Origin of the sequence: Peptoniphilus obesi ph1, from assembly GCF_000311865.1 — a bacterium.
GTDB classification, from domain to species: domain Bacteria; phylum Bacillota; class Clostridia; order Tissierellales; family Peptoniphilaceae; genus Peptoniphilus_E; species Peptoniphilus_E obesi.
On record NZ_HE978580.1, the window covers coordinates 407,912 to 422,327 of the forward strand.

At 30.1% G+C, this 14,416-nt stretch carries 10 protein-coding genes; all 10 read right to left on the reverse strand.

Features of this window, described 5'->3' with window-relative positions; all coding sequences use genetic code 11:
- Window positions 1-248: 248 nt before the first annotated feature.
- Window positions 249-917 (reverse strand): type II-A CRISPR-associated protein Csn2, encoded by a 669-nt coding sequence (gene csn2 / locus HGPB_RS01850; protein WP_019131978.1) that lies wholly within the window; start codon window positions 915-917, stop codon window positions 249-251.
- On the reverse strand, window positions 914-1,234 hold the full coding sequence (gene cas2 / locus HGPB_RS01855; RefSeq protein ID WP_019131979.1) for a CRISPR-associated endonuclease Cas2: 321 nt from the start codon (window positions 1,232-1,234) through the stop codon (window positions 914-916). The genes csn2 and cas2 overlap by 4 nt, the downstream gene beginning before the upstream one ends.
- Window positions 1,224-2,081, reverse strand: a complete 858-nt coding sequence (cas1, locus tag HGPB_RS01860; RefSeq protein WP_245543853.1) for a type II CRISPR-associated endonuclease Cas1 — start codon at window positions 2,079-2,081, stop codon at window positions 1,224-1,226. Before cas1 ends, cas2 begins: the two co-directional genes overlap by 11 nt.
- A gap of 17 nt (window positions 2,082-2,098) precedes the next feature.
- Entirely contained in the window at window positions 2,099-6,187 is a 4,089-nt protein-coding gene (cas9, locus tag HGPB_RS01865; RefSeq protein WP_019131981.1) for a type II CRISPR RNA-guided endonuclease Cas9, read from the reverse strand.
- Window positions 6,188-6,627: 440 nt separating this feature from the next.
- On the reverse strand, window positions 6,628-9,207 hold the full coding sequence (gene clpB / locus HGPB_RS01870; protein WP_019131982.1) for an ATP-dependent chaperone ClpB: 2,580 nt from the start codon (window positions 9,205-9,207) through the stop codon (window positions 6,628-6,630).
- Between the two features lie 20 nt (window positions 9,208-9,227).
- Window positions 9,228-10,124, reverse strand: a complete 897-nt coding sequence (locus HGPB_RS01875) for a J domain-containing protein (protein ID WP_019131983.1) — start codon at window positions 10,122-10,124, stop codon at window positions 9,228-9,230.
- Window positions 10,125-10,271: 147 nt separating this feature from the next.
- Window positions 10,272-10,961 (reverse strand): hypothetical protein, encoded by a 690-nt coding sequence (locus HGPB_RS01880; protein ID WP_019131984.1) that lies wholly within the window; start codon window positions 10,959-10,961, stop codon window positions 10,272-10,274.
- Window positions 10,948-11,487: an ECF transporter S component gene (locus HGPB_RS01885; protein ID WP_019131985.1), complete on the reverse strand. Its 540-nt coding sequence runs from the start codon at window positions 11,485-11,487 to the stop codon at window positions 10,948-10,950. The genes HGPB_RS01880 and HGPB_RS01885 overlap by 14 nt, the downstream gene beginning before the upstream one ends.
- Before the next feature lie 172 nt (window positions 11,488-11,659).
- Entirely contained in the window at window positions 11,660-13,072 is a 1,413-nt protein-coding gene (locus HGPB_RS01890) for an alanine/glycine:cation symporter family protein (RefSeq protein WP_019131987.1), read from the reverse strand.
- A 12-nt stretch (window positions 13,073-13,084) separates the two neighbouring features.
- Entirely contained in the window at window positions 13,085-14,017 is a 933-nt protein-coding gene (gene glsA / locus HGPB_RS01895; RefSeq protein WP_019131988.1) for a glutaminase A, read from the reverse strand.
- Window positions 14,018-14,416 lie beyond the last annotated feature (399 nt).

Below are 14,416 nucleotides of genomic sequence, written 5' to 3' on the forward strand. Positions count from 1 at the left end.
TCTCAAACTCCAAAAACAGATACTGATGGATATAAGGCGTTTTAGTACTATATGAAATTACATAACTCTCAAACACTAAGCCTTGATGTTTCTTCTCTTGATTTGTTTTAGTACTATATGAAATTACATAACTCTCAAACGTCAACGGTAACTGCTTTTATAGGTTTTCTGTTTTAGTACTATATGAAATTACATAACTCTCAAACCTCAAATTCGATTTTTTTGAGAGCAAATATCTTTGACGATGGCTATATTTCACATAGGTCTTTATCAATAATTCTTAAGTTTTCACAAGATTTGACTTGTCTTGTGATTGTATTTTGTAGGGCTAAAAGCTTAATTTCATTATAGCACAAGAAAGATTCCAGTTCATCCAAGTCTTTTTGGCTTAAAAAACTATCTAAGTTCACTATTATAAATAATTTTTTATCTAGTAATTCTGAGCTTATTTTTATATATTCTGTCAATCTTTCTATAAGGGAATTTTTATCATAGTCAAATTTTAAATCTATTGCTTTAAATATATTCTGATAATTTACCTGACCTGCTTTTAGTGAAAACCTGGACCTATATATTAAATCATCAACTAAATTTAGTAGGCTACTTTCCATATCAATTTTTTTGGAATAAACTTCTTCTGAGTTTGTGTCTTCTTCAAGTTCTGCATATAGTTTTTTTAGTATACTTGCACTATTGACTTCTATATTGAATAAATCAAAAATGATTTCACTTGATTTTGAAATATCTAATTTTTTTAAGCCTTCTATTAGTTCAAATTCTTCGTTTTCTTTATTACTAGCTTCTATCAATCCTTTTAAAAATTTTGTAAAATATTCTACATCTTCTATCACCAGGGTGTTTATTGTTTTTGCCTTGATTTCAAATGAGTTTTCAAGATATTCTGTTACAAGATTCATAGTATTATCAACCTACTATCATCTGTTATATATTCTTCGGATATTTCGCCTACCAATATTTCCATTCTTGAGAATTGTTTTTCTGTTATTATAAACATTTGAACAAGTCCTTTTGGAGGTTTATTTTCTCTTACTCTATTTGCTATTAGCTTTGCCATGCTTTGATTAACGGCTATCTTACTATATACTGATTCTTGCATCATCATAAATCCATTTTTTATTAAAAAATTTCTAAAGATCCTATAATTTTTCATATCTTTTGGACTTATAGTTGGAAGATCAAACATTACAATTAGTCTCATATATCTATAACTCATAACTTGGAAACCTCAATAGGGATAAATCTCTATTGTTTAGTGCATCAAAAACGGACCTGATGTATATATCTATCGCTTGATTTACTCTTGTCAACTTGCCATCTATCGTTACAAAATCATTTAATAGGTTTATTAGATCGATTTTTTCTTCTTTATCAAAAATTTCACTACCATTTCTATATACATAAGAATCAATAATAACTCTCCATGGTTCTATCAAATCGCTTGATAGGTTAAATTGGTTAAACATATTATCATGAAATATACCAATTTGTGTTATGTATCCATTTGATACGACCTGCCTGTTTATTGATGCTAGCAAGATTGAATATCCATAATCAAGGGCAGCATTTACATTTGTATCATCACTTCTTGAAAAGTCTTTGCCAAAAAGTGAATTGAAATATACCTTTGCTGCATGTCCTTCTCTATTACTTTCATCTTTAAATTCAACTTGGTCTATGTATTTTTCCAGCATTTTATATTCATCTTTTTCGTATAATTTAAGTAAATTCATTTGATTTTTAATTTTCTGCTTTACAATCAACTGCCACACGTCGCCTTTTATGTATTCATCCCATTTTATCTGTGAGCGTATTTTCTCGCTTGTGTTATAAGATGAATAAAATGGAGATATTTCTGCACATGGATTTCTTTTTTCATCACAGAAGATTAATTTTATTTTATTTTTAACTATCTCATTTAATAGTGCAAATGTTATAGAGGCCTCTGTTGTATTTACAATAATATGAGATATGTCTTTTAAATATATTTTGCGAATCTTGTTGCCATCCTGCCTTACGACAAGATGGCTTAGTTTTAATTCAAGTTTCGCTCTGTTTTCTATTACTACAACTCTTCAAGTCATAGTTTCAACAAATCCACTTCATTTTCAAAGAGGCCTGTTATTGATTGGTTTATAAGTTTAAATTCTTGAAAGTTAATTTTTTTAAGAATAGATACTACTCCTGTTTTAGAGCTTAACCCTATTGGAGTTAGATTACATCCGCTGTTGAATGATTGAAATATTAAAATCAACTGAGAAAGTACATCTATCTTGTCTTCAATAGATAATTCTTTAAATTTACCACTTGCTTCTTTTATATTCTCAGCTTGATTATTTTTCTTGTATGAATATATTCCTTTGTTTAACTTATCTGATAAGGTTTGATATAGAGCTATTAGGTCTTCTTCCTTTATATTGTCCATGATGGAAACTTTGATATCTTTATTATCTTTTTTCTTTGCTAAGAATTTATCAATTCTCTTGATTAGCTTTTGATCATCTTTATTTAGGATTAATTGGACACTGCCTGCTATTGAAATCCTATTTCTAGTTTTTCCTTTTATGTTGTATAAAAATCCATCTAGTTTTATTAATGAATTGATTTTTATCTTATCTACTAATATTTTTGGATTTTTTAGTCCAAGGTCTTTTTCTAAATATTCACTTACCGCATCAATTTTCCCGTGTCTGCTTTTATTATCTATTATTATTGGTATTGTTTCCAAGGTCTTTTCTCTGCCCTTTTTACCGTCTGCTTCTACTAGGGCAAAATATGCTGAGCTTGCTTTATTGTAGCCACCGTATTTATCTATATCTGATTTTTTCGTGTTTTCTTTTTGTGGAATTTGTCCTTTCCCTTTTCTCATAAGGTTTTGATCATAAAGTCCGCCTCTTCCAATATGGCTCATCCTAGTAAATCTGTAGTTCGTGCCTCGTATTTCTTTTTTTACTTTTTTTATTGTAGGATTTTTTGAATTTTCCTTATCCTCTGCAATCCAAGCTGTGTAATCTCCACGTTTTACATCATATCTAAACATATTTTCCAAGTTATAGCTTCTTGCTTTTTCTCTATTTTTAACAAAATTTAGAGGATTTTTTGTGAATTTTGTATTATAAACATTTCCAACAACTATATTTAGATAAGCATCGTGCATGTGGTGTAGGTCATTTACGCTACGGCATTTTATAATATCAAACTCTTGTCTAAATCTGCTTACATTTCCTGCCTTGGAATAAACTATTTCAGAATCTTTACAAATTGTCTTTAATAGATTTGCAGTTTCTTTTGTGGCTTGGCCTGTTTCAACAATTTGTCTTTCTATAAATTGCACAAGTTCTCCATCAGAAAAAGGAGTGCGGCGGGTCAATCTTGTGTATTTCTTTTGTCCTATTAATTTCTTATCATAAAGCATTTTCCAATATGCATAGCAATTTTTATTTAAAACTTTTTCTGAAATTGGATATTCATTTCCTTTTTCGTGGTTCAAGCTTTTTTTAACTAAGACCCTATTTTCAATTGAGTCGTCGTATATTTTTGATTTTGGATATATGTGGTCTTGGTCGTATATATTGCTTGATGCTAGGTCTGATAAATCAATAGGCTCTAAACTATACATACATCTGCCAAGCTGAGTGTAATATAGGTAGAGATTATCCCATCTAAATTTAGATTCTTTTTCTCTTTCTATTTGGCTTAATAAATATTTATACCTATCTTCGCCAATTTCTTTTATAAAGGCTTTTTTACCATCTTTATAGAATTTTAAAATTTGATTTTTCCTAGATTCTTTTCTTACTTTTTCTTGACTACTCCTTGTCATCTCTATAAAAATCTTTTTAGGGTCATGTCCAAGAATTTTTTCAACTTCATCGACAATTCTTAAACTTTGCCATAGCATTCTTTTTGCCGGAGGCGATAGATAAAGTTCATCAACCATTTCATAAGAAAGTTTTCTATCATGGATTGGGTTTAATTTTTGAATTTCTTTAACAAATGTAAATCTGCTACTCAAAATTTCATTTAGGTTTAAGTTGTATTCACGCATGAAATGCATTATATTTCCTGGTTCACCAGTGCTTGTATCGACTCCTTCTATTCCTACAAGTAACTTTTTACTCAACCTTCCCCAATCTTTATAGTTTAAAGAAGCCATTTTCTTGATTTCATCGTCTGTAAAATCATCCTTATAAGAAGCCTTGATTTTCTTTTTTAAATAAGCCTTATCATCGCCATATAAAACTATTAATTTTATAATTTCTTCAATTTTCTTTTGGCAGTCATCTCTATCAACTTTCTCTCCAATTATATTTTTAAAATCAATGTAGGAGTTTAGACTTTGTTTAAAATCTCCGTCTGTTCCTGATAGTAAAATTTCTCCAGTTAAATTAAATTCCTTTTTAATAAGGTTTGATACGGCCTTTAAAGTAACTTTTTTCTTTGTTTTAAAAAGTTCTTCAAAAATGATTTTCTTCATTTCTTCACTAATTGCAATGGCATTTAATTTTAAATTATTTAGCTCATTTAGAACCATAAATTCATTGTATAAAAGTGATGATTTAGGCAAAACTCTTTCTTCTTTTAAGTAACTACATCTACCTATAAGTCTATCTATAAATTCTTCTCTTGATCCATCAAGGTCTACAACTTCTTCAAAGTTCCATGGACGTACTTTCTTATCATCACGCTTGATCCATGCGTATTTTGAGTCTGGATTTAAAGGTCCAACATAGTATGGAATCCTAAATTTCATAATTGATACAATTTTTTCTGCAACGCTACCGTATTCATCTGATGAACTTAAAAAATCATAGTATTTTGATTGATTTTCTAGAATTTTTTCAAGTTCCTTGACTTTAAGTTGGTAAGGAATAACTCCATTATCTGAAGATTTTAATTTTGGCATAAAAGTATTAAAGTCAATGTCTTTAAGCATAGTATCTACAAGAAGCATATCATCTGACTTAGGATCATTTATTTTTTCTTTTATAGATTCAAGTTTTTTCTTCATAAATTTATAAAAATCTTCTTGATTTGTAAATTTAAGTGCTTTTTTTCTCTCACTGTTTGTCATATTTGACTTTGTGTATGAAACATAGTTGCCATTTACATTTTCTGCTCTAAATATTTCGTTATAATCTTCTGGTGAGTATTTTTTTACAAGATTTTTTACTTGTTTAAGGTCTGATCCATGCTTATTATATTTTTTTATAAAAGCTTGAGAAATATACTTACTGCCATCTTTTGACTTATCGGCTTCATTTAGTAATTTTTCAAGAATTGATGAATCATATATAGCTTTTAAAATATTTAAAAGAGCAATTTTTTCGCCAAGTGCAGCTTCATAATCTCCATAATTATCATCAAAGCTAGATGTAGAAAAGTCTACAGATTTAACTGATGAATCATCAAATTCCTCTCCTTCTTCAAATAAATCAGCTAACTTTTGGGAGCTCCCTATCATAATTGCAGAGATGGCTTTTAAAAATTTTGTATCTCCTATAATAGCTTTTAATTCTTTCTTTTTATCTGTCTTATTTAAAGTCTTGTCAGTTATAACTTCGATTAAATCCTTATTATCAAATTCAATATCAAGATTGTAATAATCGTGTAGATGAGTTTTTAAATCATTGATTGAGTTTTCAAAGGAATTTTTTGTATCAAATTTTTGTCCTTCAAATATAAAATGTCCACGATTTTTAAGTAAATAATGACAAGCTAGGTATGTAAGTCTAATATCCTTTTTGCTATCATCTTCTATCAAATCCATGATTAGATGGTGAATTGTTGGATATTTTTTGTGGTAGTCTTTATCCTTAAAATCCTTATCATTAAATAAAGTGTATTTAGATTTTAATTTTTCATCCTTGTCTTCTCTGTATAAATCACTGTTTTCTAAACGCAAAAAGAAATTTGGATCTACTTTTGCAATCTCTTCTGCAAAAAATTCTTGTAAAAGATTTATACGTTCTTTTTTACGTTCTAACCTTCTTCTCGCTGCCCTTTGATCACGTCTTTCTTCTGCAGTTTTTGCTTCTTCGAAAAGACGAACGCCCCACATTTTCTTGGAATTAAATTTTAAAATGTTATAACTTTCATCTGTTACTGCCCATCCCACTGATGATGTTCCAATATCAAGACCAATGTAATAATCTTTCTGATTCTTCATAGATTCCTCCTATATATTTGACAAATCTATAATTTCATGTTATGTTATTTATGAAATTACATGATGAGTTCAAATAAAAATTTATTCAAATCGCCCATTATGGGCCGCAGATGTTCTGCATTATATGCTTGCAAGTTGCAAGCTTTTTTTATTGCCCAATTTTCTATTCAAGCTTTTTTAATCCATTTTTTAATGATTTGCCAATCTTGTAATAAAGAATTTTATAGCTACTTTATTTTTTCACATTAAAGTAATTACTAATTAATATTGTATCATAATTATCTTTCTTGTTTGCTATAGGTCAGCTTTTATGTGCTAGTTTTATTTAATTTATCTTTTATATTTACATTAATTTAATAAAAATAATATCTTTATAATTTTTCCCAATAAAAAATCGACATAAGTTTTTTACTTATGCCGATTAATTTTTTATCTATATTTTATTCACACACTAAGGTTAAATTGTCTCCATCCACATCTACAAGAACTGTATCGCCGTCTGATACTTGGTCTTTTATTATCATTTTTGATAGGCTAGTTTCGATTGTAGATTGAACGTATCTTTTTACTGGTCTTGCGCCGTAGGAAACGTCATAAGATCTATTTAGGATGTAATCAATTGCTCGATCTGTTATTTTGATTTTGATTTCTCTTTCTTCAAGTCTTTCTTGAATATCCTTGATTGTTGCCTTGATGATTTTGTAGATTTGTTCTTTTACTAATGGTTTAAACATTACAATTTCATCTACTCTGTTTAAGAATTCTGGCCTAAATCTTAATTTCATTTCTTTGTTTACTTCTTCTCTTGCTTCTTCTGTTATTTGTCCATCTTGATCTATTCCTTCTAGTAGGTAGCTTGATCCGATGTTTGATGTCATTATTATTACTGTATTTTTAAAGTCTACTGTACGACCTTGGTTATCTGTTAGTCGTCCGTCGTCTAAAACTTGTAGCAAGATATTGAACACATCTGGATGTGCCTTTTCAATTTCATCAAATAGGATTACAGAGTATGGTTTCCTTCTAACCGCTTCTGTTAATTGACCGCCTTCATCGTAGCCAACGTATCCTGGAGGAGATCCTACTAGTCTTGAAACTGAATGCTTTTCCATATATTCTGACATATCTATTCTTATCATGTTTCTTTCATCATCAAATAGGTCTTCTGTTAAGGCTTTTGCAGTTTCTGTTTTACCAACTCCTGTTGGTCCCAAGAATATAAAGGATCCGATTGGTTTGTTTGGACTTTTCAATCCTGCTCTTGCACGAAGGACTGCATCGCTTATAACTCTAACTGCTTCATCTTGTCCAATGACTCTTTTGTGAAGTTCGTCTTCAAGATTTATTAATTTATCTCTTTCAGTTTTATTAAGTTTTTCGATTGGTATGCCTGTCCATCTTGAAACTACATGGGCGATTTCATCTTCTGTAACTTCTTCTTTTACCATTGAGTCGTCTTCTCTTGTTACAGATTCAGCTTTTTTAAGTTCTTCTTCTAGTTTTGGTAGTTCTCCATATCTTAGTTGTGAAAGTTTTTCTAGGTTGTAATTTCTTTCTGCTTCTTCGATTTCATGGTTAACTTGGTCAATTTTTTCTTTTATTACTTTGACTTTATCTAGTTCTTTTTTTTCTGCTTCCCATTTAGCTTTTAATTTGTCGAAGCTTTCTTTTTCTTCTGACAATTCTTCTTCCAAGTCTTTTAATCTTTTAACAGATGCTTGATCTGTTTCTTTTTTTAGTGCTTCTCTTTCTATTTCAAGTTGCAAGATTTTTCTTCTTACATCATCTATTTCTGTTGGCATAGAATCGATTTCTGTTCTTAACATTGCACAAGATTCGTCCATAAGGTCTATTGCTTTATCTGGTAAAAATCTGTCTGTTATATACCTATCTGAAAGAGTTGCTGCTGCGATTACTGCTGAGTCTGAAATTCTTATTCCGTGGAATATTTCATATTTTCCTTTTAGACCTCTTAATATAGAAATTGTATCTTCTACGTTTGGCTCTTGAACCAAAACTTTTTGAAATCTTCTTTCAAGTGCTGGGTCTTTTTCTATATATTTTCTGTATTCATCTAGGGTTGTTGCTCCAATTGTGTGAAGTTCTCCCCTTGCTAGCATTGGTTTTAAAAGGTTTGATGCATCCATAGCACCTTCTGTTTTTCCTGCTCCAACTATGTTGTGAATTTCATCTATGAATAAAATTATCTTTCCATCAGATTTTGAAACTTCTGAAAGAACTGCCTTTAATCTTTCTTCAAATTCTCCCCTGTATTTAGCACCTGCTACAAGGGCTCCCATGTCTAGGGAAAATAATTTTTTATCTTTTAATCCGTCTGGAACATCGCCATTTATAATTCTTTGAGCAAGTCCTTCAACAATTGCTGTCTTACCAACGCCGGCTTCACCTATTAAAACTGGGTTGTTTTTAGTTCTTCTTGATAAGATTCTTATTACATTTCTAATTTCTTCATCTCTACCAATTACTGGATCAATTTTTCCCTCTCTTGCATCTTTTGTTAAGTCTCTTCCGTATTTTTCCATTACATCGTAGGTAGATTCAGGGTTATCGCTTGTTACTTTTTGATTTCCTCTTATCTTTTTCAATGCATTTAAAAAGTTTGATACATTTATATTATATTTTTCAAAAAATCTATGAGATTTTGATGCTTTCATAGAAATTATTGCAAGGTAAAGGTGTTCTACTGATACATATTCATCCTTGAATTCATCAGCATATTTTTTTGCAGATTCTATAACTTTTGAGAAGCTTTCAGCTGCATAAAGATTTCCTCCACTTTGCTTTGGTAGTTTTTCTATTTCTGTTTTTATATCTCCTTTTAGACCTTCCAAATCAGTTCCCATATATTTTAAAACTCTTGGAACTAATCCATCATTGTCTGTTAAAAGAGCATAGTTTAAATGAATTTCATCGATTTGAGGATTTCCGTAAGATTTAGCTAAATTCTGTGCATCTTGTATTGATTTTAATGACTTTTGTGTAAATTTTTCAAAATCCATAATATCACCTCTATATTAAATTAAGATATACTCTTCAATTCTTCGTATAATTTTATTTGTTCTTCGCTTAGTTTTTCAGGATTTACTATATTGAATTTTATATATAAATCCCCAGTATTTTTTTTCATATCTTTGAAGCCCTTGCCTTGGATTCTAAGCTTTGAACCACCCTTAATATTTTTAGGAATTTTTAATTTTATTCTTCCTGATAGGGTTTTAACTGTTACAGAATCTCCAAGTGCTGCTTGCCATGGATATATATCTAAACTTTCGTATACATCTAATCCTTTTAAATTGTCAGCTCCAGAAATTTTTACTTTGAAGTAAATATCTCCTAAAACTCCATATTTTTCTCCCTTGACTTTAATTTTTTTGCCAGGAGTTATACCTGCTGGAATTTTTAAATCTATATTAATTTGCTTATTATTTAAATAAAAGCTAATTGATTTATTGCTGCCATTGTAGGCTTCTTCTAAGCTTACTTCTACTTCAGTATTATATCTTTGTCTAGTTTCTTTAGTTCTTCTTCCTTTACCAAATTTAGAATCTGAAAATATGTCAGAAAAACTAAATCCACCACTTGTATTAGAATTCCCAAAAAACATATCAAAGAAATCAGAAAAATTTCCACTGTTTCCAGTTGAACTATATGTGTATCCATATTGTGATGGGTCAAAGTTGGCTCCGTTTGCAAAATCATAATTGGATCCAAAAGTGTCGTATTTTTGTTTTTTGTCTTTATCTGATAAAACTTCGTAGGCTTCGTTTATTTCTTTTAATTTATCTTGCGCTTTAGAATCACCTTGGTTTAAGTCAGGATGATATTTTTTTGCAAGTTTTCTATATGCAGATTTTATTTCTTTCTGACTGGCATTTTTATCAACGCCAAGAATTTCATAATAATCTCTATATTTCAAGTTATCACTTCCTCTTATTTGGAAAAGTATTTTTTTGACCTTCTTTGACCTTAATTAATTGTAACAAATTAATTATTAAAAATCAATACTTATCCACAAGTTTTTTATAAATTTCTATAATAAAAAAGGACCTCTTAGGTCCCAATTTTATCCAATTCCAAAATCATTAATTGTATAAAGAAAATCAATTCTTGGATCATCTATTAAATAAGAATATTCTTTCATAAACCAAGTTACTAACTCATCATCCCTTTTTATCTCTGTTGAATTTTCTTGGAATATATTTACTGTTGCCCACTTAAAATGATTTTCTATTATATCTATATCTCTTCTTATCATTTCTTTTGTTTGCCCTTTTATGCCAACCATGATACAAGGTGCATCAAAATATTTTTCTACTTCTTCTACTTCTTTAAATTTTGCATTTTTATTTAAGACATTTTCCCTAAAATCATAATCAAATGTTTCGATTCCTATCTTAAATAAAACTTCTATGCCAGAAAAAAATTCTCTTATTTCATTTAACCTATTTTTATAAGCATAGTGTGCTTCAAAAATTAAAGTTTTTATATTTTTCTTTTTACAAATTTCCCTTATTTCTTCTAGGGTCTTTTTTGGAAGTTCAAAAACTGAAGCTGAATCTATAACTTCTAATTTTCCAAACTCACCTGTAACTTTTTCTAAGACTTCATGATTTTTTCTTATCATAAATTCTTGGTCAGTTGAGTTATCATCTATATAATCACAAAAACTACACTTGCCCCAAAAGCATGGTCTAGCAATTAAAAGAACAATTTCTCTTTTTTGCTTTTCTTCAATTTTACTATATCTTATCAAATCTATACCTCTTATAAATCATAGAAACCAGACTAAAAGACATCAGCCTGTCTAAATATTCCATAAAGTACTGAATTACAAAAACAGCTATGGCAGGATTTAATCCCTTGTTGATTAGAAATCTTACAATTATTGATGATCCACTTGATGTTACTCCACCAAATATGTAACCAGCAATAACTGCTCCTAGTATTGATGCTGGAAGGACTGCTATTGCTATCGCAAGTGGTCTGCCAAGTTTTTTGAAATATCCCTTATCAAGTAAAATTCCAACCATTGTAACCATCAGCATACCAGTCGGAGCAAATGGCAAAGAGTATGGATCAAATAGCATTGCAACTATGCAAGATGATACAAAGGCACAAGCTACTGCATATCTCCAACCAAATACTAAACAAATCATAAGAGTACCTATATGGTCAAGCAAAAGTGGAACTTTTGTCACAACTGCTATAAAAGTTCCAATAATATTAACTCCTATAAGCACTCCCATTAAAGCTAACTGTCTGTTATTAAATTTACGCATAAAAAAACCTCCTATAAATTTAGGAGAACTCAAAAAAATGCCCTGTTTTTTTTATACTTGGAGCTCTCAAACAAGTCCTGGAAAAAATTCCAGATTAAACTGGGCTAGTAAGAATTATAGCATAAAAAAAGAGTATGGTAAAATCCATACTCTCTTCCAAATTCTTTATAAATTATTTCCAATAATCAAGTTTACTTGAATCAAGTCCAATATCTTCTGCATGAAATACTGGGTTTTGTCCACTTTCTTTTTGTTTTTTATAATCATTTAGGGCTGCAATTGAATATTTTCCTAAGATAAATATTGAAGGAATATTTATTAGACACATAATACCCATTAATAAGTCTGCTATATCCCAAGCAAGTGACATTTCCATACCAGCACCAACAAAAATTAGGATTGCTGCTATGATTCTATAAACTATCATAAATGATTTTGATGGAACTTTTTTGTTTAAGTAAGTTAAACATGAATCACAATAGTATAAGTTACCTATTAAAGTTGTAAATGCAAATAAAGCAAGTGAAACTGTAATAAAGATATTACCAGAGTGACCAAAAACTGTTTCAAGAGATTTTTGAACAAATGGTGCTCCTGCAAGTTCTTCTGCTGGAGCTATTCCTGATGCAAGTGACATAAATGCTGTTGCTGAACAAATAACAATTGTATCTAGGAATACTGAAATCATTTGAACAAGACCTTGTTTTACAGGGTGAGATACTGAAGCTGATGCTGCAGCATTTGGTGCAGAACCCATACCTGCTTCGTTAGAATAAAGACCTCTTTTTACACCTTGAACAAGTGCAGAGCCTGCGATACCACCAAAGATTGCCTTGAAGTTAAAAGCATCTCTAAATATTAAACCAAACATAGATGGTACGTTTTTAATATTTACAATGATCATTATAAGAGACATAATTACGAATATTACACCCATGATTGGCACTAAAGTAGATGTATATTTTATGATTCTCTTTCCACCACCAAGGATACAATAGCCTGCAATAAGTGCTAAGCATCCACCTATTATCCAAGAAGTTTTTCCTGGAACATAGAATGAATAAACTTTAAATGAATCTTGGAAGTTAAAAGATGCAAGCATATTAAAACCAACTGCATATGTAGCTATTAAAACAACTGCAAATAGTACACCAATTGATCTTTTGCCAAGACCATTTTCTATGTAGTAAGCTGGTCCACCATAGGAGATATTGTCGTCTCCTCTTTTTTTATAAATTTGAGCTAATGTTGATTCTATGAAAGCAGAAGCTCCACCTATAATTGCTATAATCCACATCCAAAATACTGCTCCTGGTCCACCAAGACAAATTGCATTGGCAACACCAACAATATTTCCAGTACCAACTCTTGATGCTGTTGATACCATTAGAGCTTGGAAAGATGAAACATCATCTTTGTCTGCTGGTTTTTCTGTTATAACAGAAAATGCTTCTTTTAATAAAGTAAATTGAATAAATCCTGTTTTAAAAGTAAAATAAAATCCGCAAGCTAATAAAAATATAATTAATATTGGGTAATATAAAACCCCGTTAATTGCTGATAATATACTAGTAAAAGTTTCCATAGTCCACCTCTCTTAATAAATAAATAATTTTAATTTTTCTGATAAATACTCTAACATCCTAACTCCACAATAAGAGTTTCCATGGCTATCAAGTGCTGGAGAATATACCGCTAACCCATACTTATCTTCAGATGCAGTGACAATTCCTCCACCAACGCCACTCTTGGCAGGAAGTCCTACCCTAATTGCAAAGTCTCCAGAGTAGTCATAAGTTCCACAAGTTGCCATCAAGGCCCTTAAAATCCTTGCTTCTTTTTCTGTAACAATTCTATTGCCATTAAGACTTTTGCCACCATTCGATAAACAATAACTCATGTGAGCTAAGTCTTTTGTTGTGGTTAAAATTGAACAAGCTTTAAAATATGTATCTAATACTTCTTCTACATTAGTATTTTTTGATAAAATTCCTCTGGATAACATCAAATATATTAAAGTTCTATTTGCAAAAGATGACGCTTTTTCTGACTCAGCTATTTCCTTGCTATAAGTCAAATCAGTTGCCAAAAATTCTGATGCCTTCTTTAATATTGCATCGAAAGTCTTATCTCCATAAATTCCATGTAATAATGCAACAACTACAATGGCGCCTGCATTAATAAAAGGATTTATAGGTATGCTTTTTTCAGACAATTCAAGCTCAATAACACTATTAAAAGGTTTAGCTGATGGCTTTACCCCTACATACTGTTTTAGCACATCCATCCTGTAATTCTCTAAAGCAAGAGAATATAAAATAACTTTAATTATAGATTGAATAGAAAATTTTTGTTCACAATCTCCTACATTTATATACTTGTCATCTTCAATAACTGAAATTGCAATTTTATTTGGATCAACCTTCTTAAGTTCAGGAATATAGTCAGCTACATTACCTTCTCCTAGATGTTCCTTCCCTATTGCAAGAGCTTCTTCTAAAACTTTTTCATTAAATATTATTTTTCTCACCTCCGTTTTACTTCGGGAAAACGAAACCATCCCTAGTAATAGAATATTATTATAAGTTAGCTTTGTCAATCACTAATTAACAAGATGAAGTTTTAACACATCATAAGTTATTTGTATAAAGCTCCTTTTTTACTTTTCGTAAATATTTTTAGAAATAAGATTTTTAAATTATTTTAGCAAATAAAAAAATCAGACCATGAAATTTTTCACAGTGATATGTACCCTCTTTACTGGACATCCAGTAAGGAGGGTATTTTTATGAAATATAGTTATGAATTTAAAAAAGAATGTGTACAGTTGTATAGAGAAGGTAAATGGCCTGATACACCTGAAGAAGCTAATGAAAAAAACTTTCATGATTCAATTAGAATATGGGTTAGGTTAGAAGAACTTCATGAA

Bases quoted from the DNA above. Each gene is read 5' to 3' on its own strand.
- csn2 (WP_019131978.1), bottom strand. From the start codon at position 917: ATGAATCTTGTAACAGAATATCTTGAAAACTCATTTGAAATCAAGGCA.
- cas2 (WP_019131979.1), bottom strand. From the start codon at position 1,234: ATGAGTTATAGATATATGAGACTAATTGTAATGTTTGATCTTCCAACT.
- cas9 (WP_019131981.1), bottom strand. From the start codon at position 6,187: ATGAAGAATCAGAAAGATTATTACATTGGTCTTGATATTGGAACATCA.
- clpB (WP_019131982.1), bottom strand. From the start codon at position 9,207: ATGGATTTTGAAAAATTTACACAAAAGTCATTAAAATCAATACAAGAT.
- HGPB_RS01885 (WP_019131985.1), bottom strand. From the start codon at position 11,487: ATGCGTAAATTTAATAACAGACAGTTAGCTTTAATGGGAGTGCTTATA.
- HGPB_RS01890 (WP_019131987.1), bottom strand. From the start codon at position 13,072: ATGGAAACTTTTACTAGTATATTATCAGCAATTAACGGGGTTTTATAT.